The following is a 23029-nucleotide window of genomic DNA, read 5'->3' as shown; positions in this document are numbered from 1 at the left end:
ACGCGGGGATTACTTGGCGGCAAGCAGCTTGTCGAAGAGCGCCTTGTCGTAGTCCGAGTAGATATAGCCGTCAGCCGGGAACTTGTCGGCCCGGGCGAGGTAGCTGCCGATCGTGCTGTCGTCGATGACAGGCAGCGGCACCTTGACGAAGGCCGGAACGTCCTTGCCTTCCAGCGCCTGCACGGCGGTGTAAACGGAAAGCGCGCCGAGCCAGTTGGGCTGCATGGTGGCCCAGCCCTTCAGTCCCTTCTCCTTCCAGAGCTCCAGGAACTGCCTGGCGTTTTCGCCTGTTGTCGGCACCTGGTCGCGGCCCTGACGCTCGAAGGCCAGGACGGAGCCGGCCGACAGCGCGCCGCCGAGCGACAGCACGCCGTCGATTTCGGGATTGGCGAAGAGCAGGCTGGTCATCGCTTCCTGTGCCGGGGCGACGTTATACTCCGTGTTCGTCTCGGTGATCACCTGGAGACCGGGATTGGCGTCGAGGACCGGCTGGGCGCCCTTGCGGCGGTCGTCGCTCACCGAAATGCCGGCCGGGCCGTTCATGATGATGATCTTGCCCTTGCCGCCGAGCTGGCTGACCATCCACTTGGCAGCGGTCGCGCCCCATTCGTTGGAATCGGTGTTGATCTTCGCCGTCACCTTGTCGGTGTTGACAAGGCTGTCGAAATTCACGACGGCGATGCCCTTGTCGCAGGCATCTGATATGACGCGGTCGAGCGCGTTGGAGGAACCGGCGATCACCACGATGGCATCGACATTGGCGTCGATCATCGACTGGATATGCTGGATCTGCGTCTGGGCGTTGCCCTGCGCGTCCGTGATCATCAGGTCCTTCACAAGGCCCGCCTTCTTCAGCTCCTCCACTTCAGCCGTGATGGTGCCTTCGGTCTGCTTCATCCAGGTCGGCACCGAGTAGATGTTCGCCCAGCCGATCGTATAGGGCGCCCTTCTGTCACCCTTGATGCAATTGGCGGCGGCCGAGGCTGTGCCGGCCGAAAAGACGAGGAGTGCCGCAGCGGCGGCAGCACCCGCAAGAAGGCGGCGGCGCAGCGAAGCGGAAATGCCGTTTTCAAAATTCTTCATGTCGATCCCCTTTTTTGTGTGCGGCAGCGTTGACCGCTTGCCATCTATGTCCAATATAATGTACATGTGATCTATATACCGGACGAGGCGATCTTATGCCGATTTTTTTACCTCGCAAGAGGGGTGCAAAAATTTCATTCGCTGGGAATGACGGGATCGATTGACAGATGCGGCAGACGGCTTGAAAAGCTTGGCCGGGCAAAAAAGGGATCGACAGCAATGGATGCAGTTCAGGACGAAGCAGCCGGCAAGCGCGCCCGAGGGCTCGACCGCGCCTTCGAGATCCTCGATTTCCTGCGCCAGAAGCGGCAGGCCCTGAAGCCGAACGAAATCGCCGCACAGATCGGCGCACCGCGCTCGTCGGTCTACGAGCTCGTCAACCTGCTGCTGCAGAACGGCATTCTGGAATTCACCGGCGGCGAGGGGCGTGTCTATCTCGGCCGCAAGCTGTATTTCCTCGGCGCAGCCTATGAGAACCATTTCGACTTCACCCGCGAATGCGAGGCGGCGCTGGAACAGCTTGCCGGCGAGACGCGGGAAACGGCGCAGTTCTGCATGCTGGATGGAAACAGATACACGGTCGTCCGCATGCGCGAAGGCGCGCGCCCCTTCCGCATTTCGACGGATGTCGGGCAATCGGTGCCGATCCCGTGGACGGCGTCGGGCCGCCTGCTCGTCGCGCATCTGTCGGATCAGGACATCCTGAACTTCATTCCGCCGCAGGATTTTCGCCTGCCGAACGGCGAATGGCTCGAGCCGCAAACCTTCATCGCCGAGGTACGCCAAGCCGAGCGTGAAGGTCTTTTCACCTTCAACAGCATCGTCGACAGCTTCACCCACTGTTTTGCCGTACCGGTGCGGGGCGAGGAAGGTCATGCAGCCGCAACGCTCTGCCTCGTCACACCGCGCGACGATGGCATCGCCAACCGCGACCGCTACCTCGACTGCCTGAAGAAGGCCGCCGCCGGCCTCGACCATGCCCCGACCCGGCCAAAATGAGGCTGATGCCCTGAGCACATCAAGGCATTGATGTCCGATGGCACGGACGCTTGTGCGTAAGCCGGCATTCCGTTGCATGCTCGTCAAATCGGCTCATGCTCGCTCCGGCGGTGCTGCGGCGAGCCTAGGACACTAAGGAGACCAATCCCTATTGTCGTCTCAGCCGGGCTCTTCGCCACGCCTGCAGATCCCGCTTGCCGGCCCGCGCTCGCATATCCCGAAGTAGCCGCCCCGATCGTTGATTTCCGATTTTACGCCAATCCGGGAAATCTATTCACTCTTCCTCCGAAACTATGAAATTAAGTTTCTCTATAAAATTAATAGAGAACGTATTTTAGCAGTCCAACAGCCAATTTTATACTTGGCCTTGGGGAAGGCCGAGCTGTTGACGGCAAACGGAGAGGACACCAAATGACACGGAAAATCAGACTTGGGGCATTTCTTCCCGGCGGCGGACAGCATGTTGCCTCATGGCGGCATCCCGACCAGCCGGCCGACGGCGCGACCAGTTTCGAGTTTCACAAACGTCTCGCTTTGACGGCAGAGCGCGGGCTCTTCGATGCCTATTTCCTGGCCGACGGACTGGCTGTCGGTTTCGGCGGAGCACGCGAAGGTGGGAACGCCCGCGTCGCCGGCTTCGAACCCGTGACGCTGTTCTCCGCTCTTGCGCCTTTCACCACCCATCTCGGCTTTATCGCCACGTCTTCGACCACCTACGAGGAGCCTTACACCACCGCCCGCAAATTCGCCTCGCTGGATCTGATCTCGGAGGGCCGCGCCGGCTGGAATGTCGTGACCACCACGGGCGACCTGACGGCGCAGAACTTCAACCGCGATACCCAGCTTCCGCATGCAGACCGATATCGCCGCGCTGCCGAGCATGTCGACGTTGTCCGCAAACTCTGGGAAAGCTTCGAAGACGACGCATTCATCCGGGACAAGGACTCCGGCGTCTTCTTCGACCCGTCGAAGCTGCACGACACCGACCACCGCGGCGAGCACTTCAACGTGCGCGGTCCGCTCAACGTGTCGCGATCGCCGCAGGGGCATCCCGTCATCGTCCAGGCCGGCCAATCCGACGACGGACGCGGGCTTGCCGCAGCAACGGCCGAGGTCATCTTCACCGCCCATCAGCATATCGAAACCGCCCAGGAGTTCTACCGGGATATCAAGGCACGCGCCCGTGGTCTCGGCCGAAACCCCGATCACATCCTCGTCATGCCCGGCGTATCCGCTTTCGTCGGCAGGACAGAGGCGGAGGCGCGCGAGAAATACGACCGTCTGACCTCGCTCATCGTCGAAGAAGACGGGATCGGCCTGCTCAATGGCCTGACCGGCGGCACGCTCGATCTGCACGGTTATGACCTCGACGGGCCTCTTCCGCCTGCGCCGCCGACGGAAGGCATGAAGAGCCGCCAGGCCCTCATCCGCCAGATCGCCGATGAAAACAACTTCACCATTCGCCAGCTTTATCAGTGGATCGCCTCCGCCCGCGGTCACTACACCATTGTCGGAACACCCGAACAGATCGCCGATACGCTGCAGAAATGGTTCGAGAACGAAGCCGCCGACGGCTTCAACATTCTGCCGCCCTGGCTGCCGACGGCGCTCGACGACTTCGTCGATCTGGTCATCCCGGAACTGCAGCGCCGCGGCCTGTTCCGCACGGCTTATGAGGGCAAGACGCTTCGCGAAAACCTCGGCCTGCCTTTCCCCATCAATCGGTTGGCTGCAAGACGTGCAGCTCTCCAGGCAGCAGAGTGAGGAGCGGTCCATGTCTTATGAGATCAACCAGACTCTTCCGAGAAGCTTCGGCCGCCTGAAGAGCAGCGAAAGCAATATTTCCACTCTCGCCTCCCATGTGCGCGGCGTGCTCGCATCGCTTTTGCCGCGCTACGGCCTTCTCATCGGCTTCCTCGTGTTCTGGCAGGTTTCGAGCACCAGGGGCTGGGTCAATCCCGCTATCTTCCCGCCCCTGGACGTGATCCTGTCCGCTCTTTGGACCAATCTGGCCAACGGCGCGCTGCTCGATGATATCGCCATCAGCCTGCAGCGATCCGGAACTGCCTTCGCCTTTGCCGTGGTGATCGGCATTCCGCTTGGGCTGTTCATGGGCCAGGTTCGTGCGGTCGAACAGGCGCTCGATCCGATCCTGCAGCTCTTCCGCCAGACCTCGGCGCTGGCGCTCTACCCGGTCTTCATCCTGCTGCTTGGCCTCGGCGAGACATCGAAGATCTTCGTGATCTTCTGGGCGACACTGTTTCCGGTGCTGCTCGCCACGATCGGCGGCGTCAAGGAAGTGGACAAGAAGCTCATCGAGATGGCGCGGACCTATGGCGCCGGACCGCTGACCATCTTCCGCCGCGTCATCCTGCCGGCGTCGGTACCGGCGATCTTCGTCGGCCTGCGTCTTTCGGCGACGACTGCGCTTCTGCTGCTGATTGCCGCCGAGATGATCGGCGCCAACAAGGGCATCGGCTTCCAGGTGATGAACGCACAGTACAATTTCCAGATCCCGCTGATGTTTGCGGCGATCCTTCTCCTCGCCCTCCTCGGGCTTGCCGCCAATGCCTTGCTCGTTTTGCTGCAGCGCCGTCTCTGCCGCTGGTCTCAGCCGAGCCGCTGAACTGCTTTCCCGATTTTACTCTTCCGAAAGGTCCCACCACATGACATTCCACCCCCGCCACCTTCTCCTGCCGGCAGTGATCGCTCTCGGCCTAACCTCACCCGCCGCGGCCGCCGATACGGTGAAGCTGCGCTATCTCGCCAGCCAGGGTGGTCTTGCCGCCCATGAACTCGCCGCCGAACTCGGCTATTTCGACGGAACGGGCATCACGCTCGAAAATGTCGGCTACGCCCAGGGCGGCCCGGCCTCCCTGATCGCCCTGGCATCGGGTGATGTCGAGATCGGCAGCGCCGCAACTTCCGCCGTCCTGAATTCGATCATCGGCGGCAATGATTTCGTCGCCGCCTATCCCTCGAACGGCATCAATAACGAGGTGCAGTCGACCTTCTACGTGCTGGAAGACAGCCCGATCAAGAGTATCAAGGACATTGCCGGCAAGAGCATCGCGGTCAATACGCTCGGCGCGCATCTCGACTATACCATCCGCGAAGCCCTGCATTCCGTCGGCCTGCCGGCGGACGCAGCCAATCAGCTTGTCGTTCCCGGGCCGCAGCTCGAGCAGGTGCTGCGCTCCAAGCAGGTCGATATTGCCGCCTTCGGCTACTGGCAGACGACCTTCGAAGGTGCGGCCCTCAAGAGTGGCGGTCTACGTGCAATTTTTGACGATACCGACGTGCTTGGAGACATTGCCGGGGGCTTCGTGGTACTGCGCCGCGATTTCATTCGTCAGCATCCGGAGGCCTCGAAGATTTTCGTCGAGCAGTCGGCCCGTGCCCTCGACTATGCCCGCGAACATCCTGAGGAAACCAAGAAGATCCTGGCCAAGGCCCTCACTGAGCGCGGCGAGAACGCTGATATCGCGCAATACTTCCGCGGCTATGGCGTGCGGGCCGGCGGTCTGCCGGTCGAGCACGACATCCAGTTCTGGATCGACGTCCTGGTTCGCGAAGGCAAGCTGAAGCAAGGCCAACTGGCCGCCAAGGACATCCTCTTGACCGTCGACGCCAAGCCGGCAAGCAACTGAGGAATGATGATGAGCATCGCTGAGGACACGCGCCGCGGAGAGGTGACGATCCGTCACCTCTCCAAATCCTACAGGTTGAATGGGACACCTCTGCAGGTTCTCAGGGATATCAACCTCCACGTCCGTTCCGGCGAAAGCCTCGCCATCGTCGGCGCCAGCGGCTCGGGCAAGACGACCCTGCTCAGAGTTCTGGCAGGTCTTGAGGATTCCGACACGGGAGAGGTTCTCGTCGATGGCAAGGCGGTGCGAGGCGTCGGCGCAGAGCGCGCCGTCATCTTTCAGGAACCGCGCCTTCTGCCCTGGCTGACCGTGCTCGACAATGTCTCCTTCGGGCTAGAAACTAGCGGCCTGTCGCGTGAGCAGGCGAGGGGACGGGCGCGCCACTATGTCAAGCTCGTCGGCCTGCAGCAGTTCGAGGCTGCCTATCCCCGGCAGCTCTCCGGCGGCATGGCCCAGCGCGTCGGCATCGCCAGGGCTCTGGCCGTCCAGCCCGAGATCCTGCTGCTCGACGAACCGCTCGGCGCGCTCGACGCGATGACCAAGATCGGCATGCAGCAGGAACTCGCACGGATCTGGCGCGATGAGGATGTGACGACCATCCTCGTCACCCATGATCTCGAGGAGGCGATCTACCTGGCCGACCGAATCCTCATCCTCCCACGGGAAAAGGGCGGCGAGCCGCGTCTGATCGAAATCGATCTGCCCCGTCCTCGCGACCGCAGCGCACCGGAATTCGTTCGACACCGCGAAGAGTTGCTGAACCTGTTCGGACTGCACTGAAGTCTTCAAGCGTCAGCGCGCGCCGCATGAGACCTGATCCATGCGGCGCGCGGCAGTAGCAGTAGCGATGCGGAGGACGCCCGCGGACCGCTACCGCGACTTGCTCTTCGAGCCGCCGGTGAGATACGGGCGCCGATCCAGTTCCGCCGACCTGTAGGAACTGCGCAGCCGCAGCAGATCCTTGCGGGCGATCAGGCCGCACAATTTCCCTGAGGTCGGATCGACGATCGGAATGCGTCCGTCGCCGGTCGATAGCATCAGATCGGCGATGAATGCGACCGTATCATCTGGATGCCCCACCGGAACGGAATCATCCGTCACGTTTTCCGCGAGCGTCTGACTGGCAAGGTCCGGATTCCCCTGCCAGAGCAGAGCGTCGGCTCTCGATACGACGCCGGCCAGCCTGCCTGTCGCATCGACCACCGGATAGATCCGGTGCGTCTTCTGCTGCGAGGCGAAGAAATCGCACGCCTCTCCCACCGTCATGGCGACGGGAAGTGTGTCGACATCGCTGATCATAATCTCCCTTGCGCGCGACAGTTCGAACGGGTCGACGCCATATTCGCGGGTGATGTGCTGACCGCGGCGGGCGATCTTCTCGGTGAGGATCGAGCGGCGCAGCAGCAGGACGGTGACGGCATAGGCCACCACGGTTGCGGCAAGCAGCGGAACGATCGTGCTGACGTCGCCGGTGATCTCCATCGCAAAGAAAGTGCCCGTCAGCGGTGCACGCATGGTCCCACCCATCATCGCCGCCATTCCGAGCAGCGCCCAGAAGCCGGGATCATTGCCCGGCATGACAAGGCCGACCAGCCATCCGAGAGCCCCGCCGAAGATGAGAAGTGGCGCGAGGACGCCACCGGAGGTGCCCGACGACAGAGCAAACAGCCAGATGATGGTCTTCACCAGCAGGATCGACATGACAGCCGGGGCGAGCAGCCGGTTGTTGAGCAGGCCATCGATGATGTCGTAGCCGACGCCCATTGCCCGCGGTTCGATCAGGCCGCCGAGACCGATGACGAGACCGCCGAGCGCCGGCCACCACATCCAGTGGATCGGCAAGGCTTCGAACAGGTCCTCGATCCGGTAGAGCAGCGTCGTCAGCAATCCCGATTGCAGGCCGGAGATGATGCCCATCGCCGCACAGGCGAAAATACCCCACCAGGGCAAGGCCACCTGGAAGTGGGTCGGGAACAGCGGGCCGACGCCGAACAGCAGCGGGCGCCAGCAGATCGACACGCAGGCGGCAACGGCGACGGGAATGAAGCTGCGCGGCTTCCATTCGAACAACAGCAGTTCGACCGCCAGCATGACAGCGGCGATCGGCGAACCGAAGATGGCCGTCATGCCTGCGGCCGCGCCCGCGACGAGCAGCGTTTTCCGCTCTGCAGCGCTCATGTGAAAGAATTGCGCGAACAGCGATCCGATCGCACCGCCGGTCATGATGATCGGCCCCTCGGCGCCGAACGGGCCGCCGGTTCCGATGGAGATTGCCGACGACAGCGGCTTCAGGACCGCGACCTTCGGCGACATCCGGCTACCGCCGATCAGGATCGCCTCGATCGCCTCGGGAATGCCGTGGCCGCGGATCTTCTCCGACCCGAAACGGGCCATCAATCCGATGACAAGTCCACCCAGCGGCGGAACCAGCACCACCCACAGCGAGCGCGGCACCGCAGCCAGAGAGGCGGGCTGGATACCAATCTGCCCGAACCAGATGACATTCGTCACCAGCGCGATGAGGCTGACGAGACACCAGGCGGCAAACGCGCCGGCGGTGCCGACAATGATGGACATGCCGACCAGGAGGAGGACCCGCCTGTCGGTGGTGAAATCGCCGGCCTCGCGCCGGGAAAGACCGCCGGTGAAATCGTGCGGCCGGTTGTTTGGTGGATGCTGCGCCATGGAAGCCTCTGCTACGCCGGAATGGATACGCTTGAGGCGCGTCAATATATCGTGATACGATATAAATCAATGGGTGAAAGCATGAAGACGAAAATGTCCCACGAAGATGCCTCACTTGACCGGCTGGCGACTGCCCATCTATTCGATGATGGCGGCATGGGCTGCCGATTTTGGCAGCCGTAGCGGCAGAGGAGAACTGCTTTGAAGAAGACCGCGCCGCCGCTGAGACAGGAGGATTACGAAGCTCTCGCCGACCTCCGATTTGCGCTTCGCCAGTTCATGGACTTCAGCGCCTCGGCCGCCCAGTCGGAGGGATTGCCCCCGCAGCAGCATCAGGCCCTTTTGGCGATCAAGGGACAACGCGGCGAAGCCATGACCGTCGGCATGCTGGCCGAGCGGCTGATCATCGCGCCGCATACGGCGACCGAGCTTGTCGGGCGGTTGTCGGATGCCGGACTGGTCGAACGTCATGCCGATCCGGCCGACAGGCGCCGCCAGACGGTTCTTCTGACGGATAAGGCGGACGCGCTTCTGACGCGACTGAGCGCCGTCCACCTTTCGGAAATCAGGGAGATGGCCCCGAAGTTGATCGAGCTTCTGCTCGAGCTCCAGAAGACGGCGGCGAAGGCTGGATAGCATTGCTGCGGCGTAGCCGCCTTGCCGCCTCAACCCAAAAGCGTCTTCTTGAGCCGATGGATATGGGCAGCGCCGATACCGCAGCAGCCGCCGATGATGGTCGCGCCGGCTTCGGCCCAGGAGCAGGCATAGCGCGAATAGGCATCGTCATTCAGATCGCTGCGGGTCTCGTGCAGGCCTTCATTGGCGGCTGCCTCGCCTTGCTCCCCTTCGAAGGCATTGGCATAGACGCCGATTTCGATGCGCGCGTCCATTTTCCGGAACACGCGCGCCGCGGTCTCCACCGCCGCCTGCATGACCTCAGGCTTGCTGCAATTGAACAAGAGGGCTTCGGCGCCCGATGAAACCGCCCAGGATGCCGCGTCCTCGACCCTTTCTTCGGAGCGCAGCTTCGGTTCGCCGCCCCTTATGGCTACCTCGTTGTCTGCCAGGGTGAACGAAATCCAGAACGGCTTGCCTGACGTCGCCACCGCCTTGCGGACAGCCTCTGCCTCGGCAATCAGGCTCAACGTCTCGCCGAGCCATATATCGACGAAGGGAGAAAGGTTTTCGACAAGCACATCGAGATAATCCTGCACCCGTGAAGGCTGAAAGTTCTGCGGCTCGTATGAGCCGAAGATCGGCGGCAGCGAGCCGGCGACCAGCACCTTCCGATCCGTGACGGAATCAGCCGCCTCGCGCGCCAAGCGGCCGGCGAGACGGATCAGCGCTGGTCCTTCCTTCCAGAACCGATCCTCGCCGATGTGAAAGGGCACGAGCGCATAGCTGTTTGTCGTAACGACCTCAGAGCCGGCGGCGATGAATTCCTGGTGAACCTTACGGACGATATCCGGCGCATTGATCAGCGCCAATGCCGACCATTCCGGTTGTTTCAGCTCGGCGCCCAGCCGCAACAGTTCGCGGCTCATGCCGCCATCGAGAATTCGCATCGTGCTCATGAAGAGGTCTCCATTCAGGCTGTCGCGCCGTCAGCGGCGGCGGGCTTTTGCATAACAAGGTGGGCGAGATGTACGTGGTTCGTGCGTGAGGGAACTCATGACCAGTTTCTTTGCCGTCGGCCTAGCGGCGAACCGGCACCTGCTCTTCGAGACTTCGGAAGACGCGGGCGATTACGGCGGTCAGCGCGAGATAGAAGAGGGTGACGACTAGCAGCGGTTCATAGACGAGCAGCGTGTCCTGCCGAACCTTGTTTGCCACGGCATAGAGATCCATCACCGTCACCGTAAAGGCGAGCGGCGTCGCCTTGAGCTGCATGACGATCTCTCCCGCAATCGTCGGCAGGGCGATTCGAATCGCACGCGGCAGCCAGATGCGGCGGATCAGCATCCAGGGCGACAGGCCGAAGGCCCGGCCCGCTTCGAGCTCGCCCTTGGGAACGGCAAGCAGCGCGCCGCGCAACACCTCTGCCTCATAGGCTGCGTAGTTCAGGGTAAAACTGACGGCGGCGAAGAAGAAGCCCTCGCGCAGGATCGGCCAGAACAGGCTCTGGCGGATGCCGGGGACCATGGGCAGCAGCGAGCCCACCCCGTAGTAGAGAAGCCATAGCTGTATCAGCAACGGCGTGCCGCGAAAGAAGGTGCAGTAACTGCGCACCAGGAGCCGGGTCAGCCTGCCGCCGCTGACCTGCGCAAACGCGAGGCCTATGGCGATGGCGAAGCCGAACACCACGGAGATCACCAGCAGGCAAACGGTCTGCCAGGCGCCGGTCAGAAGCAGCGGCCAATAGGAAGAGATCCAGGTGAAATTCATGGGGCGCTTTCTTCAGGCAAGGCGCGGCTGCCCCCGCCGTACCCGTCCCTCGATCAGTTTGAAGACGACGTTGGAAACAAGCGTGATGGCGAGATAGAGAAGGGCCGAAGCAAGGAAAAAGACGAAGTAATGCTTGGTGCTTGCCCCGGCAAGACGGGTGGCGAGCGCCAGTTCCTGGTAGCCGACGACCGCCACCAGCGCGCTGTCCTTGGTGACCGACATCCACAGATTGGCAAGACCCGGCAGCGCGTTTGGCAGGAGCGCCGGCAGCAGGACCCGGCGGAACCTCAGTACCGGTCCCATGCCGAAGGCCTTGGCGGCCTCGATCTGGCCGACGGGAATGGCGAGGATCGCGCCGCGCAGCACCTCCGTCATGTAGGCACCCTGGACGAAACCCAGCACGGCGACGGCCGCCACGAACCCATTCACATTGACCGGCGGCAGCTCCAACGCGGCGAGCAGCCGGTTGAGGCCATCGGTGCCGGCATAATAGAGCCCGACGATCAGGATCAGCTCGGGGACGGCGCGGATCAGCGTGGTATAGAGATCGAGCAGGAGGCGGAGCATGCGGTTGCCCGAAAGCTTTCCAAGCGCGCCGCCCGTGCCGAGCAGCAGGCCGATCGCGAAGGCGCAAGCGGAGATGGCGACCGTGGAGACCGCACCTGCCAGAAGGACACCGCCCCATCCCGGAGGATAGGGAGACAGCAGGTCCAGAATACCTTGTTGCGTGGTCGCCATCGTTCCGGCTGCTTACTTTGCGCCGTAGATGTCGAAATCGAAGTATTTCTTGTTGATGGCGTCATACTGGCCACTGGCGCGGACGGCAGCGATCGCCGTGTTCAGCTTGGCCTTCAGCTCAGTGTCTTCCTTGCGCAGGCCGCCCGAAACGCCGGCGCCGAGAGTCTCCTTGTCGTCGGCAACGTCGCCCATCTTGGCGCAGCAATCCTTGCCGCCATCGCTTTTGAGGAAAGCGTCAAGCGCCAGTGAATCGCCGAAGACATAGTCGATACGGCCGGAGGCGAGATCCTGGAACGCTTCGTCGAGCGTTTGGTAGGTCTTTTCCTCGGCAGCCTCGGCGAAATACTTCTTGTAATATTCCGACTGGATCGTCGACACCTGGATGCCGATGGTCTTGCCTTTCACGTCCTCGGCAGTGGCGCCCGGCTTCTGGTCCTTGGGGCCGATCAAGGTGCTCGGCGTGTTGTAATATTTATCGGTGAAGTCGATCACCTTCGAGCGTTCCGCGGTGTTCGACATCGACGACCAGATCACGTCGAACTTCTTGCTCTGGAGAGCCGGAATGAGACCATCCCAGGAAATTTCGACGATCGAGCATTTCTCCTTCATCTCCTCGCACACAGCGTTCATCAGGTCGATCTCCCATCCCTGCCATTGGCCGGAGGCGTCCTTGGCGAAGAAGGGCGGATAGGATTCGTTCATGACACCGAAGCGGACTTCGGCCTGTGCGGTGACGGCGGAAAGCACGAGTGCCGCGCCGGCGAACAGTGTGGGGAGCAGTTTCATTCGCAGGATTCTCCTGGTTTGTGTTGTCGATGATAGATCGATGCGCATCAGTGGGCGCTGAGGCCAGTGAACTCCCGGCAGCGGGCGCTGACCGGCGCCCCGAATATCTGCTCCGGCGGGCCTTCTTCCTCGATCCGTCCCTGATGCAGGAACAGAACGCGGCTCGAGACATCGCGGGCGAAGCGCATTTCATGCGTGACGATCAGCATGGTTCGGCCTTCTTCCGCGAGATCGCGGATGACCTTCAGGACCTCGCCGACCAGCTCCGGATCGAGCGCCGATGTCGGTTCGTCGAACAGCATGACAGCAGGGTCGACGCAGAGGGCTCTCGCAATCGCCGCGCGTTGCTGCTGGCCGCCGGAGAGGAAAGCGGGGTAGGCGTCGCGTTTATCGAAGAGCCCGACCTTGTGGAGCAGGGCCTCGGCCTTTTCGATGGCGTCGCGCCGCGAAATGCCCATGACGTGCACCGGCGCCTCGATGACGTTTTCCAGCACCGTACGATGAGCCCAGAGATTGAAACTCTGGAAGACCATCCCCAGTCCGGTCCGTATCCGTTCGATCTGCCGCCAACTGCGCGGCTGCAACCGGCCGCCCCGCCCCATCTTCAGCGCGATCTCCTCGCCGTTTACGGCAATGCGGCCACGATCCGGCATTTCCAGGAAATTGATGCACCTGAGAAAGGTGCTCTTGCCGGAGCCCGACGAACCGATGATCGAAATCACATCGGACTTTTCGGCCTGCGTCGAGATACCCTTAAGAACCTCTTGCGAGCCGAAGCTTTTATGGAGATCTTCGACGCGAAGAGCAGGAAAGGGTTGATCTGGCATGCATGGTTCCGGCTGAATTGAATTTGCGAAGGATAATGATAAAATAACGCGGTTTTTTCGCGCAGTTTTCATCTATTCTGCATATTTTATGCAAAATAATCTTCTTCGTGCGGCAAGTACGGCAGAATGCGCGAGTTGCTGCGGCGAGAATTAGGATTGGACAATGGAACAGCTGGATCGTTTTGACCGTGACATTCTCGATATCGTTCAGCGCGACTGCCAGCTGAAAGCTGAAACGATTGCCGAACGGATCGGACTGTCGGTCTCGGCCGTGCAGAGGCGGTTGAAGCGGCTACGCGAGGAAGGGATCATCAAGGCGGAGGTGGCCGTCGTCGACCGCAAGGCGACGGGCACAGCGATGGTGTTCATCGTCGGAATGGAGATCGAGCGGGACAATTACGACGCGTTGGCGAAGTTCCGCCTCTGGGCGGAAAAGCAGGATCACATACAGCAGGTCTATTATGTCACCGGCGCAGTCGATCTGATCGCAATCGTCACCGCCCGCGACGTCGAGCATTACGACGACATCGCTGCCTTGATCATGGCTGACAATCCGCAGATCCGCCGGATGCACACGAATGTCGTGTTGCGGGACGTCAAGCTCGGCCTGTTCGTGCCCCTGGACTAGCGCGCACGCGATGCCCCGCCGGCATTGGTTCCGGCTGCCACGGATCGGGACGCCGACAAGCCGCTGGACTCGCATATGACAAAGGGCATAATTCCCGGCGCAAATTCTCGGGAGGAATGATCGTTGACGTTACGACACCAGATCATCGCATTGGCGATCGTTCCGCTCGTCATTTCGATCCTTGCGATCACCACCTTCATCACCTGGCAATCGGCAAACCTCGCCAAGAACAGCATCGATACGTTCGAGCAGAACATGCTGAAGACCAAGGAAGCCGAAATCCTCAATCTGACCAACCTTGCCCTGTCCGCCATCCAGACGATCTATGACAATGCCGGTGCCGACGACGAGGCGGCCAAGCAGCAGGTGGCGGCGATCCTGACTTCGCTCGACTACGGCAAGGACGGATATTTCTTCGTCTACGACTATGACGGCAACAACATCGTCCATCCGCGCCAGAGTTTCCGGCATGGGCACAATTGGCTCGACCTCACCGATCCGGATGGCGACAAGGTCATTGCCGAACTGATCGCTACGGCAAGAGCGGGCGGGGGCCTGCATCAGTACAAATGGCAGAAACCATCGACCGGACAGATCGCCGACAAGCTCTCCTTCGTCGTCAGTCTCGACAAATGGCACTGGGTCGTCGGCACCGGCGTTTACCTGGACGACGTCTTTGCCCAAAGTGCCGCCGCCAACGCCGGGATGCGCGCCAACATAAGACGGACCTTCGTCATCGTCGCGCTGATCGCCGTGCCTTCGGTACTTGTCGTTTTCACCACCTGCATGCTGCTGACGTTCCATGAGCGCCGCATGGCCGACAGCCGGCTCAAGGCGCTGACACAGCGGGTCATCGATACCCAGGAAGAAGAGCGCGCGCGGCTGGCTCGCGAGTTGCACGACGGCATTTCCCAAAATCTCGTCGGCGTGCGTTATGCGATGGATCTTGCCGGCCGCAAGGTCAGGACCAATGTCGACGATGCGGCTGTCACCATCGACCGCGGTGTGGAAGCGCTGAACGGCGCCATCAAGGAAATCAGGCGGCTTTCGCACGATCTGCGCCCGCGTGTGCTCGATGACCTCGGCCTGACGGCTGCTCTCGAGGCACTCTGTTATCATTTTGCCGAGCGGACGGGGATCGAGACGAAGATCGATGCCTCAGGCTTCACCGACACGCTGAAGGCCGAAGCCAATACCGCGCTTTATCGCGTCGCCCAGGAAGCGTTCAACAATGTCGAGCGGCACTCGGGCGCCTCCCGGCTTGCGGTCAAGCTATGGAGCGATAACGGCCGCGCCCGCATGACCGTCACCGACAACGGCAGTGGCTTCGACGGCATCTCCGGCAGATCGGGTCTCGGCCTGCGCAACATGCAGGAGCGAATGGCCCACTTCCGCGGCCTGCTGCTGATCAACAGCAGCGAGGCCGGCACGACGCTGACGGCGATGCTGCCGAAATCGGCCAATCTCCCCGCCGGCAAGCAGGCAGAAGCTGCATGACGGAACGCCCGAAAATCAGGGTGCTCTTGATCGACAACCATCCGCTGGTACTGGACGGGTTGAAGGCCGTGCTCGAAACATTCGACCATATCGAAGTTGCCGGTACGGCCGGGCTCGCCCAAACGGGGCTCGAGATCGGCCGGCAAGTCCTGCCGCAGGTCGTGCTGATGGACATCAACATGCCGAAGCTGAGCGGCATCGATGCGATCGAATTGTTCAGGAACGAACTTCCCCAGGCGCGGGTCGTGATGCTCTCCATGCATGACAGCCGCGAGTATATTTCCTCCTCGGTCATGCATGGCGCTGCCGGCTACATCCTGAAGGACGTTTCGACGGATGAGATCGTCTCGGCCATCGAGACCGTGGCGGGCGGGGGGACATATTTCTCGTCCGGCGTGTTCGACGCGCTGATGGGCGAACGCGCCGAGGAGGGTAGCGACCCCCTGACCCCGCGCGAACACGACATTCTCGGGCTGATCGTTGCGGGCAGAAGCAACAAGGAGATCGCCGAAACGCTCGGGATCACCTCCGCCACGACGGAAACCCATCGCAAGAACCTCAAGAAGAAGCTCGGTATCGCCACCACAGCGGGCCTCATCCGCTATGCGCTCGATCAGGGCATCGTCTCGAAAGCCGGGTAAATCGCGTCTACCCACTTCTGGGTAGGCCCCGGCATTTCACCGCCGCGCCTATCTTGTGAGGACAAAACCAACGCCATAGGACTCCATCCGCGGCTGGCCAAGTGCGAGCCGTTGGGAGGAATTCACATGCGTTACATCAGCTTCCGATCGGTCGGAAAACCTCAAGCGACCCGAGCCGGGCCTGCCGCGGCCGCCGGCTGACAGACCTGCCTTCCACGCCGACAACTGGAACATGGCGACCGCGGACGCGGCGCCTGAAAGGTATCCCGACATGGAAAAACCACACAGCAAGGCAGCGCTCTGGCTGCTCGTCATTCCCTATCTAGGTCTGCTCTGGCCGCCATTTTACAATGTCCGCGAGCCGTCTCTTTTCGGCTTTCCGTTCTTCTACTGGTATCAGCTTCTCTGGGTGCCGATCACCGCAGCGCTGACCTGGATCGCCTATCGGAGCACCCGCCATGACGACTGACATCAACGGCACGGCGCTTGCCGTCTTCCTGTTCTTCTTCGTTCTCGTCACCGTCATGGGCTTCGTCGCCAGCCGCTGGCGCAAGCCCGAGACACTGGCCCATATCGATGAATGGGGTCTGGGCGGACGCAACTTCGGCACCTGGATCACCTGGTTCCTCGTCGGCGGAGATTTCTATACCGCCTACACCGTGATCGCCGTCCCGGCGCTGGTCTATACGGTGGGAGCCTACGGCTTCTTTGCGCTGCCCTACACCATCGTCGTCTATCCCTTCGTCTTCATGGTCATGCCGGTTCTGTGGAAACGCGCCAAGGATTTCGGCTATGTGACGGCTGGCGACGTCGTCCACGGTCAATATGGATCGCGCGGCCTCGAACTCGCTGTGGCGGCAACAGGCGTCATCGCCACCATGCCCTATATTGCCCTCCAGCTCGTCGGCATGACGGCGGTCCTCAAGGCGCTCGGGCTGCATGGCGAATTGCCGCTGGCGATCGCCTTCATCGTGCTGGCGCTCTACACCTATTCCGCGGGTTTGCGCGCGCCGGCGCTGATCGCCTTCGTCAAGGACATCATGATCTATATCGTCGTGATCGCCGCTGTCGCACTGATCCCGTCGAAACTCGGAGGCTACGCCAACGTCTTTGCCTCGGCCGATGCGGCCTTCCAGGCCAAGGGTTCGGGCAGCCTGCTGCTCGGCGGCAATCAGTATGTTGCCTATGCCACGCTCGCCCTGGGTTCGGCGCTGGCGGCCTTCATGTATCCGCATACGCTGACGGGCATCTTTGCCTCCAACAGCGGCAAGACGATCCGCAAGAATGCGATCATGTTGCCCGCCTATACGCTGCTGCTCGGCCTTCTGGCGCTGCTCGGCTATATGGGGCATGCCGCCAACCTGAAGCTCGACAGCGCCAATGACGTTGTTCCCACGCTGTTCAAGACGCTGTTTTCAGGCTGGTTCTCCGGCTTCGCCTTTGCGGCGATCGCCATCGGCGCGCTAGTACCGGCAGCGGTGATGAGCATCGGCGCCGCCAACCTCTTCACCCGCAATTTCTGGAAAGCCTATGTCGATCCTGACGTCAGCGATGCGGGCGAGGCGAAGGTTGCAAAGATCACCTCGCTGGTGGTGAAGATCGGTGCGCTTCTCGTCATCATCTTCCTGCCGACGCAATTTGCACTCGACCTGCAGCTGCTCGGCGGCATCTGGATCCTGCAGACGCTTCCGGCACTGGTCTTCGGTCTCTACACCAACTGGTTCCGTGCACCCGGTCTGCTTGCCGGCTGGTTCGTCGGCTTCGGCGGCGGTACTTTCCTCGTCTGGGATGCCGGTTGGAAGCCACTGCATTTGATCAGCCTCGGCGGTGAACCCTTCACCGTCTACACGGGACTGCTGGCGCTTGCGGCCAACATCGCCGTTGCCCTCGTAGTCAACGCCCTGCTTCCGGCCAAGGCTCCGGTCCGGGCCTAGAGCATGATGCCGAAAAGTGTGAGCGGTTTTCGGACAATATCATGCTCACCTTCTTGATCCAAAAATGCGAAGGGCAGCAAACGCTGCCCTTCGCAAAATTATCCCGCTTTGGCGTTCCAGCTTAAGCTGGAGAGAGATCAGGGCGACTTAAAACTCTTCCCAGTCGCCGGCCAATGCTGAATTCCCATTCGTCTGGAACGACTTGCCTACTTTGGCAATCATCTGGCGCGCAGGCGAGGGCGCCGGTTGAGCACGGGGCGCCGCGGCAGCGGGCTGCGCTACGCGCTTCGGTGCCAGCGTTCCGCCAATGTTGAACTGGCCCAGCAGCTGGAACAGCGCGTCGGCTTCCTTGGCGAGGTTGTGGGCGGCCGCTGTGGCTTCTTCCACCATGGCGGCGTTCTGCTGCGTCCCCTGATCCATCTTGTTGACGGCGGTATTGATCTCTTTCAGCCCCGTCGCCTGCTCTTGCGAAGCGCCGACGATGGCCCCCACATTGCCGTCGACCTGCTGTACCTGCTCCGCAATCTCCTTCAGCGCCTTTCCGGTCTCGCCAACCAGGGCCACACCGCTTTTGACGTGGCCATTCGAAGCGTTGATCAGTTCCTTGATTTCTTTTGCCGCCTTGGCGGAACGTTGCGCCAATTCACGCACTTCCTGAGCCACGACCGCAAAGCCCTTGCCCGCTTCGCCTGCACGGGCAGCTTCAACGCCGGCATTCAGCGCCAGCAGATTGGTCTGGAATGCGATTTCATCGATGACGCCGATGATGCTGCCGATTTCGGTGGCGGAGGATTCGATCTTGCCCATGGCGTCGACCGCATCCCGAACGACGCTGCCCGAGCGCTCCGCACTCTCCTTCGTTTTGCGAACGAGCTGGCCGGCTTCCTGAGCCTTGTTGCTCGAGTCGGCAACGGTGGTCGTAATCTCTTCCAGGGCAGCGGCAGTTTCCTCGACGGAGGCTGCCTGCTGTTCGGTCCGCTTGGCGAGATCGTCCGAGGCGGAGCGGATCTCCTGTGCACCGCCCGCGATGGCGCTGGCGTTCTGGGCAACCTTCTGCATGGCGGCACGCAGCTTTTCGACTGCAGAATTGAAGTCGGCTCTGAGCTTTTCCAGAGACGGAATGAACGGAGTACCGATCTGCTGTGTGAGGTCGCCGTCAGCCAGCGCCTGCAGCGCATCGCCAAGCTGACCGACAGCCTTGTCCGTCTGCTCGGCAAGGGTGCGGCGTTCATCGGCATCCTGCTCAAGCCGATGCCGCTCCGACACGGCTCGCTTCGCCTCGGCGTCGGCCTCCCGTTCAGCCTTTGCCGAAATTGCGTCGCGCAGCCCGGCCACGGCCCGTGCGAGCTTGCCGATCTCGTCGCCGCGCGCTTCGAGGCGGCGATCGCCGTTAAGATTGCCGTCCGCCATCGCTTTCAGCGAAAGCTGAAGTTTAGCCAGCGGGCCGACGATCGTGCGTGCGGTCACAGCGGCGGCAACGAGCGAAAGAACAGCCGCAATGCCAAGCGCGGTCAGGGCCAACGGCTTGAAGCCGCTTGCCGTGCTGCGAACCTCGCCGCCAATCGATTTGTTCAGCGCTTCCTGATAGTCGATGAATTTGTTGATGGCGCCAAGCCAGGCAACGAAGGCCGGCCGCGCCTGTTCGAGCAGGATCTTGCGAGCGGCCTCGCCATCGCCCTTCTCCTGCAGTGCAATAATCTGGGCGACCAGAGGATTGGTCTTCGCCTGGATGTCTGCAATCTCACCGAGAATGGTCTTTTCCTGTTCCGTCGCACCGGCCGAAGAGGCAACCATATCCGCCATGCGCTTTTCATTCTCGGCGTAGGAGGCGGCCAGCTTCTCGATCAATGCCTCGGCGGTCTTCCGTTCATCGGCAGACGTCACCAGAGTGACGTCGCGGATGGCGATTGCCCGATCATGCACGCTGCCGCGATAGTTGATGGCAAACCGCTGCTTCACGCTGTTGACGTCGTTGATGGTTCCAAGCTTATCATTGATCTGCGCAACTTTTTCCGTCGAATAGATGGTCAGGCCGACCATCAGCAAAAGGAGAACGCTGAAGCCAAGCGCCAGGCGCGCCACAACCCCGAAACTCATGATATTCTTCATATGCACTCTCCCCTCGCGGTGAGGTTTGTTGGAAGGATGTCTCGGCAGCCAGGATTGCTTGTCATATCTCGTTCGAATGCAGAGCCTCGGTGTCTCCGAGTGCATCCGACAGGCACCCTGTGCCCGGAATCGCGCTTGAGATACGGGACATCCGTCAAAGCAATAAAAGCCGATTTCATGCAAAATTCGGGTGCCTGAGCCGCCATCATGGCGGAGGTGACGAACCTAAAGAACGTCGTCCCGATATCTAAAAAAAATTAGAGGAATATATTTTAGAGAGTGTAAACGGAGCCGACGGAGCATGCTATATCGCCATATTTGGATAGCATTTGCGCTTTTCGGATGGACGATTTAAGGAGCGCTCTCCCGGTGGTTGCGAAATCTTCGGACTCCCCTGCGCAACAAGGCTTTGCGGCTTGTCTGCGACGACGCGACGCCGTCCTGGCATCGGATAGTGATTTGCCGAAAGGTCTCGGCAATCGGCATGAATTGCAGCTGCGGTGCCGGAGCGCTCGCGCTTCCGGCTTCAGCCACGTAGCAGCGGAAGCAGCTGATCGCCCTGCCGCTTGATCTCGGAGAGATACGGCGTGTCGGACAGCACGAAGTGGGTGATGCCGAGATCCTGATATTTGCGCAGCGAGCGGGCGACGTCTTCCGCCGAACCGACCAGCCAGGTGGTGCCGGCGCCGCCGCCGCCGAACTTGCCCGGGGCGGTATAGAGGTTGTCATCGAGGACGTCGCCGCGCTCATGCAGATCGAGCAGCCGCTGCTGGCCGACGGCGAGCGCCCGTTGGTGATCGTGCCAGCCGCTGCCCTTGCTTCTGGCCATCTCCGCGACCTTCGCCTCGGCGTCGGTCCAGGCCTGTTCGGTGGTATCGCGGACCAGCGTCGTTATCCGCAGGCCGAATTCCAGCGGCGGGAGGTCGCGGTCCAGTTCCCGGCTCAGCGCCTTGAGCCGCGCGATCCGTTCGCGGACACCGTCGAGCGGCTCGCCCCAGAAGAGCTGGACATCGGCCTCGGTAGCCGCCACCCGTTCGGCCGCCTCCGAAGCGCCGCCAAAATAGAATTTGGGGTGCCGACGGTCGCCGCGGACCTGGATGCGCGGCACCACGGTGGAGTCGGCGACCCGGAAGTGCTCGCCGGCGGAGGTGACGTTGTCTTCGGTCCACAGTCTGCGGACCAGCCGCATGAACTCCCTGGTGCGTGCATAGCGATGGGCCTGATCGCCCTCGCTGTCGCCGTAGGCAGCCAGGTTGTCCTTGCCCGACACGATGTTGATCCGCACCCTGCCGCCCGTCAGGTGATCCAGCGTCGCCGCCGCGGAAGCGAAGTTTGCCGGTCGCCAATAGCCTGGACGGATCGCAATCAGCGGTTCAAAGGTGGTCGTCCGGGCGGCGAGCGAGGCCGCGACGGTAAAGGTGTCGGGGCGGCCCCAACCGGTGCCGATGAGCGCCCCCTTCCAGCCATGTTCCTCCAGCGCCCTTGCTTGGCTGGTCAGCGTATCCAGGCTGTTGTGGTTCTCGACGGCGGAATCGCCGCGATGACCGGCTTTGATGTCGTTAGGAATATACCAGAGAAATTCGGAATTATTGCTCATGCGATGCTGCAGTTCTGTGTGATTGGAACAAGGAAACCAGGGGGAAATCCCCCCTGGAAGTTCATACGGCCGCCTGCACCTTCTGCTGCTGCCCTGCCTGAACCACAAAGCCATTCGGCGGGCGCTGAAGGCCCAAATTCTCCCGCAGCGTCGTGCCTTCATATTCGTGCCGGAACAGGCCGCGCTTGCGCAGGATCGGGACGACCTGATCGACGAAATCGGTCAGAGCGGTGGGCAGGATCGGCGGCATGATGTTGAAGGCGTCGGCAGCGCCGTTCTCGAACCAGCTCTGCATCGCATCGGCGATCTGCTCGGGTGTTCCCACAACCGTCCGATGGCCGCGAGCGGTGGCCACCGCCAGATAGAACTGGCGCAGCGTCAGATTGTTGCGCGATACCAGATCGGAAACCAGCTTAAGACGGCTTTTGTTGAGTTCGGTATTATCAGGCAGGGGAGGGGCGGGATCATCCAGCGAGTAGCCGGAAAGGTCGATGCCCTTGTAGTGGCGGGCAAGGATATTCCAGGCGATGGAGGGATGAACGAGCGATTGGATATGGTCGTAGTTTGCCTGGGCTTCCGCTTCCGTCCCGCCGAGAACCGGGAATATGCCGGGACTGATCAGCAGTTCGTCCGGCCGGCGTCCGTAGCGGCCGAGCCGCCCTTTGACGTCCGAATAGAATTCCTGCGCATCCTCGAAGGTCTGGTTGGCGGTAAAGATGATCTCGGCCGTGCGGGCAGCAAGTTCGCGCCCGGGTTCGGATGCGCCGGCCTGCACGATGACAGGATAGCCCTGAACCGGACGCCCGACGTTGAGCGGGCCGGCCACCGAGAAGAACTTGCCCTTGTGATCGACGAGATGCACCTTGTCGGGATCGAGATAGACCCCGCTTTCCTTGTCGCGGATGAAGGCATCGTCCTCGTAGGAATCCCACAAGCCCTTCACCAGGTCGACGAATTCCTCGGCCCGCTCATAACGATCGGCATGGGCGGGATGGCCTGCGATTGAAAAATTCTTCGAAACATCCGCACCTGTCGTGACGACGTTCCATGCCGCACGACCCTTGGAGATATAGTCCAGCGACGCGAACCTGCGGGCCAGCAGGTAAGGGTCCTCATAAGTCGTCGATGCCGTGGCGACGAAGCCGATATGTTTGGTTACCTGCGAGAGGGCAGCCCAGAGGGTCAGCGGCTCGAAATGCGCGCCCTGGGCGGTGCGGCGAAGCGCTTCCGGGTCCTTGGCGCGGTCCCATCCCGCCGGGCTGTCGGCGACGAAGACGAGATCGAATTTGCCGCGTTCGGCGGTCTCCGCGAGCTCCCGGTAGTGATCGATATTGAGGCCGGCATCGGCCTGCGCCTCCGGATGGCGCCAGGCGGCGATATGATGGCCCGTCGCCATGATGAACGCGCCAAGCCGCATTTGCCGTTTCGATGTGCTCATTGGCTTATCTCCAGATCAAACTGAACTGTTGC

At 61.6% G+C, this 23029-nt stretch carries 21 protein-coding genes; 11 read left to right on the top strand and 10 right to left on the bottom strand.

Annotated elements, in window-relative coordinates:
• Positions 1–9: 9 nt before the first annotated feature.
• The gene (locus CUJ84_RS37490) at positions 10–1083 is read right to left on the bottom strand and encodes an ABC transporter substrate-binding protein (RefSeq protein ID WP_105010511.1); all 1074 of its coding nucleotides are present in this window, start codon (positions 1081–1083) and stop codon (positions 10–12) included.
• Between the two features lie 219 nt (positions 1084–1302).
• Here CUJ84_RS37490 and CUJ84_RS37485 point away from each other — a divergent pair, with 219 nt between their 5' ends.
• The 5 genes from CUJ84_RS37485 (at position 1303) to CUJ84_RS37465 (ending at position 6512) form a co-directional block, all read left to right on the top strand.
• The gene (locus CUJ84_RS37485; protein WP_105010457.1) at positions 1303–2082 is read left to right on the top strand and encodes an IclR family transcriptional regulator; all 780 of its coding nucleotides are present in this window, start codon (positions 1303–1305) and stop codon (positions 2080–2082) included.
• A 411-nt stretch (positions 2083–2493) separates the two neighbouring features.
• Positions 2494–3846: an LLM class flavin-dependent oxidoreductase gene (locus CUJ84_RS37480; RefSeq protein ID WP_105010456.1), complete on the top strand. Its 1353-nt coding sequence runs from the start codon at positions 2494–2496 to the stop codon at positions 3844–3846.
• 10 nt (positions 3847–3856) lie between these two features.
• On the top strand, positions 3857–4708 hold the full coding sequence (locus CUJ84_RS37475) for an ABC transporter permease (protein WP_105010455.1): 852 nt from the start codon (positions 3857–3859) through the stop codon (positions 4706–4708).
• 40 nt (positions 4709–4748) lie between these two features.
• Entirely contained in the window at positions 4749–5732 is a 984-nt protein-coding gene (locus CUJ84_RS37470) for an ABC transporter substrate-binding protein (RefSeq protein ID WP_105010454.1), read from the top strand.
• A 9-nt stretch (positions 5733–5741) separates the two neighbouring features.
• A complete protein-coding gene (locus CUJ84_RS37465) occupies positions 5742–6512 on the top strand; it encodes an ABC transporter ATP-binding protein (RefSeq protein WP_105010510.1) in 771 nt (256 codons plus the stop codon).
• Positions 6513–6602: 90 nt separating this feature from the next.
• Here the strand turns inward: CUJ84_RS37465 and CUJ84_RS37460 are convergent, their stop codons facing one another.
• A complete protein-coding gene (locus CUJ84_RS37460) occupies positions 6603–8417 on the bottom strand; it encodes a chloride channel protein (protein WP_105010453.1) in 1815 nt (604 codons plus the stop codon).
• 201 nt (positions 8418–8618) lie between these two features.
• Between CUJ84_RS37460 and CUJ84_RS37450 the strand changes: the two genes are divergently transcribed.
• The gene (locus tag CUJ84_RS37450; protein WP_105010451.1) at positions 8619–9053 is read left to right on the top strand and encodes a MarR family winged helix-turn-helix transcriptional regulator; all 435 of its coding nucleotides are present in this window, start codon (positions 8619–8621) and stop codon (positions 9051–9053) included.
• Between the two features lie 29 nt (positions 9054–9082).
• Here the strand turns inward: CUJ84_RS37450 and CUJ84_RS37445 are convergent, their stop codons facing one another.
• The 5 genes from CUJ84_RS37445 to CUJ84_RS37425 all read right to left on the bottom strand — a co-directional run bounded on the left by CUJ84_RS37445 (position 9083) and on the right by CUJ84_RS37425 (position 13153).
• On the bottom strand, positions 9083–9991 hold the full coding sequence (locus CUJ84_RS37445; RefSeq protein WP_105010450.1) for a homocysteine S-methyltransferase family protein: 909 nt from the start codon (positions 9989–9991) through the stop codon (positions 9083–9085).
• 121 nt (positions 9992–10112) lie between these two features.
• The gene (locus CUJ84_RS37440) at positions 10113–10802 is read right to left on the bottom strand and encodes an ABC transporter permease (protein ID WP_105010449.1); all 690 of its coding nucleotides are present in this window, start codon (positions 10800–10802) and stop codon (positions 10113–10115) included.
• A 12-nt stretch (positions 10803–10814) separates the two neighbouring features.
• Entirely contained in the window at positions 10815–11540 is a 726-nt protein-coding gene (locus CUJ84_RS37435; RefSeq protein ID WP_017992548.1) for an ABC transporter permease, read from the bottom strand.
• Positions 11541–11552: 12 nt separating this feature from the next.
• Entirely contained in the window at positions 11553–12326 is a 774-nt protein-coding gene (locus CUJ84_RS37430) for a transporter substrate-binding domain-containing protein (protein ID WP_105010448.1), read from the bottom strand.
• Between the two features lie 47 nt (positions 12327–12373).
• On the bottom strand, positions 12374–13153 hold the full coding sequence (locus CUJ84_RS37425; protein ID WP_105010447.1) for an ABC transporter ATP-binding protein: 780 nt from the start codon (positions 13151–13153) through the stop codon (positions 12374–12376).
• A gap of 163 nt (positions 13154–13316) precedes the next feature.
• Between CUJ84_RS37425 and CUJ84_RS37420 the strand changes: the two genes are divergently transcribed.
• From CUJ84_RS37420 to mctP, 5 genes are all read left to right on the top strand, one after another.
• Positions 13317–13781 carry an Lrp/AsnC family transcriptional regulator gene (locus CUJ84_RS37420; RefSeq protein ID WP_003555489.1) on the top strand — a complete coding sequence of 155 codons (465 nt, stop codon included), beginning with the start codon at positions 13317–13319 and terminating at the stop codon, positions 13779–13781.
• A 123-nt stretch (positions 13782–13904) separates the two neighbouring features.
• On the top strand, positions 13905–15278 hold the full coding sequence (mctS, locus tag CUJ84_RS37415; protein WP_105010446.1) for a sensor histidine kinase MctS: 1374 nt from the start codon (positions 13905–13907) through the stop codon (positions 15276–15278).
• Positions 15275–15919: a two-component system response regulator MctR gene (gene mctR, locus CUJ84_RS37410; protein WP_105010445.1), complete on the top strand. Its 645-nt coding sequence runs from the start codon at positions 15275–15277 to the stop codon at positions 15917–15919. The genes mctS and mctR overlap by 4 nt, the downstream gene beginning before the upstream one ends.
• 271 nt (positions 15920–16190) lie before the next feature.
• A complete protein-coding gene (locus CUJ84_RS37405; RefSeq protein ID WP_105010444.1) occupies positions 16191–16388 on the top strand; it encodes a DUF3311 domain-containing protein in 198 nt (65 codons plus the stop codon).
• Positions 16378–17853, top strand: coding sequence for a sodium:solute symporter family monocarboxylate transporter (mctP, locus tag CUJ84_RS37400; RefSeq protein ID WP_105010443.1), 1476 nt, complete (start codon positions 16378–16380; stop codon positions 17851–17853). Before CUJ84_RS37405 ends, mctP begins: the two co-directional genes overlap by 11 nt.
• Positions 17854–18000: 147 nt before the next feature.
• Here mctP and CUJ84_RS37395 read toward each other — a convergent pair whose 3' ends face one another.
• The 3 genes from CUJ84_RS37395 to CUJ84_RS37385 form a co-directional block, all read right to left on the bottom strand.
• Positions 18001–19962: a HAMP domain-containing methyl-accepting chemotaxis protein gene (locus tag CUJ84_RS37395; protein ID WP_105010442.1), complete on the bottom strand. Its 1962-nt coding sequence runs from the start codon at positions 19960–19962 to the stop codon at positions 18001–18003.
• Between the two features lie 526 nt (positions 19963–20488).
• Positions 20489–21559, bottom strand: a complete 1071-nt coding sequence (locus tag CUJ84_RS37390; protein ID WP_105010441.1) for an LLM class flavin-dependent oxidoreductase — start codon at positions 21557–21559, stop codon at positions 20489–20491.
• 61 nt (positions 21560–21620) lie between these two features.
• Complete coding sequence (locus tag CUJ84_RS37385) at positions 21621–22997, bottom strand: LLM class flavin-dependent oxidoreductase (RefSeq protein ID WP_105010440.1); 1377 nt, start codon at positions 22995–22997, stop codon at positions 21621–21623.
• Positions 22998–23029: the final 32 nt, after the last annotated feature.

The sequence above is a fragment of the Rhizobium leguminosarum genome, assembly GCF_002953715.1.
In the GTDB taxonomy this organism is placed as follows: domain Bacteria; phylum Pseudomonadota; class Alphaproteobacteria; order Rhizobiales; family Rhizobiaceae; genus Rhizobium; species Rhizobium leguminosarum_V.
The sequence above is the reverse complement of the archived record's forward strand: the minus strand, read 5'-3'. Positions and strand labels throughout refer to the sequence as shown.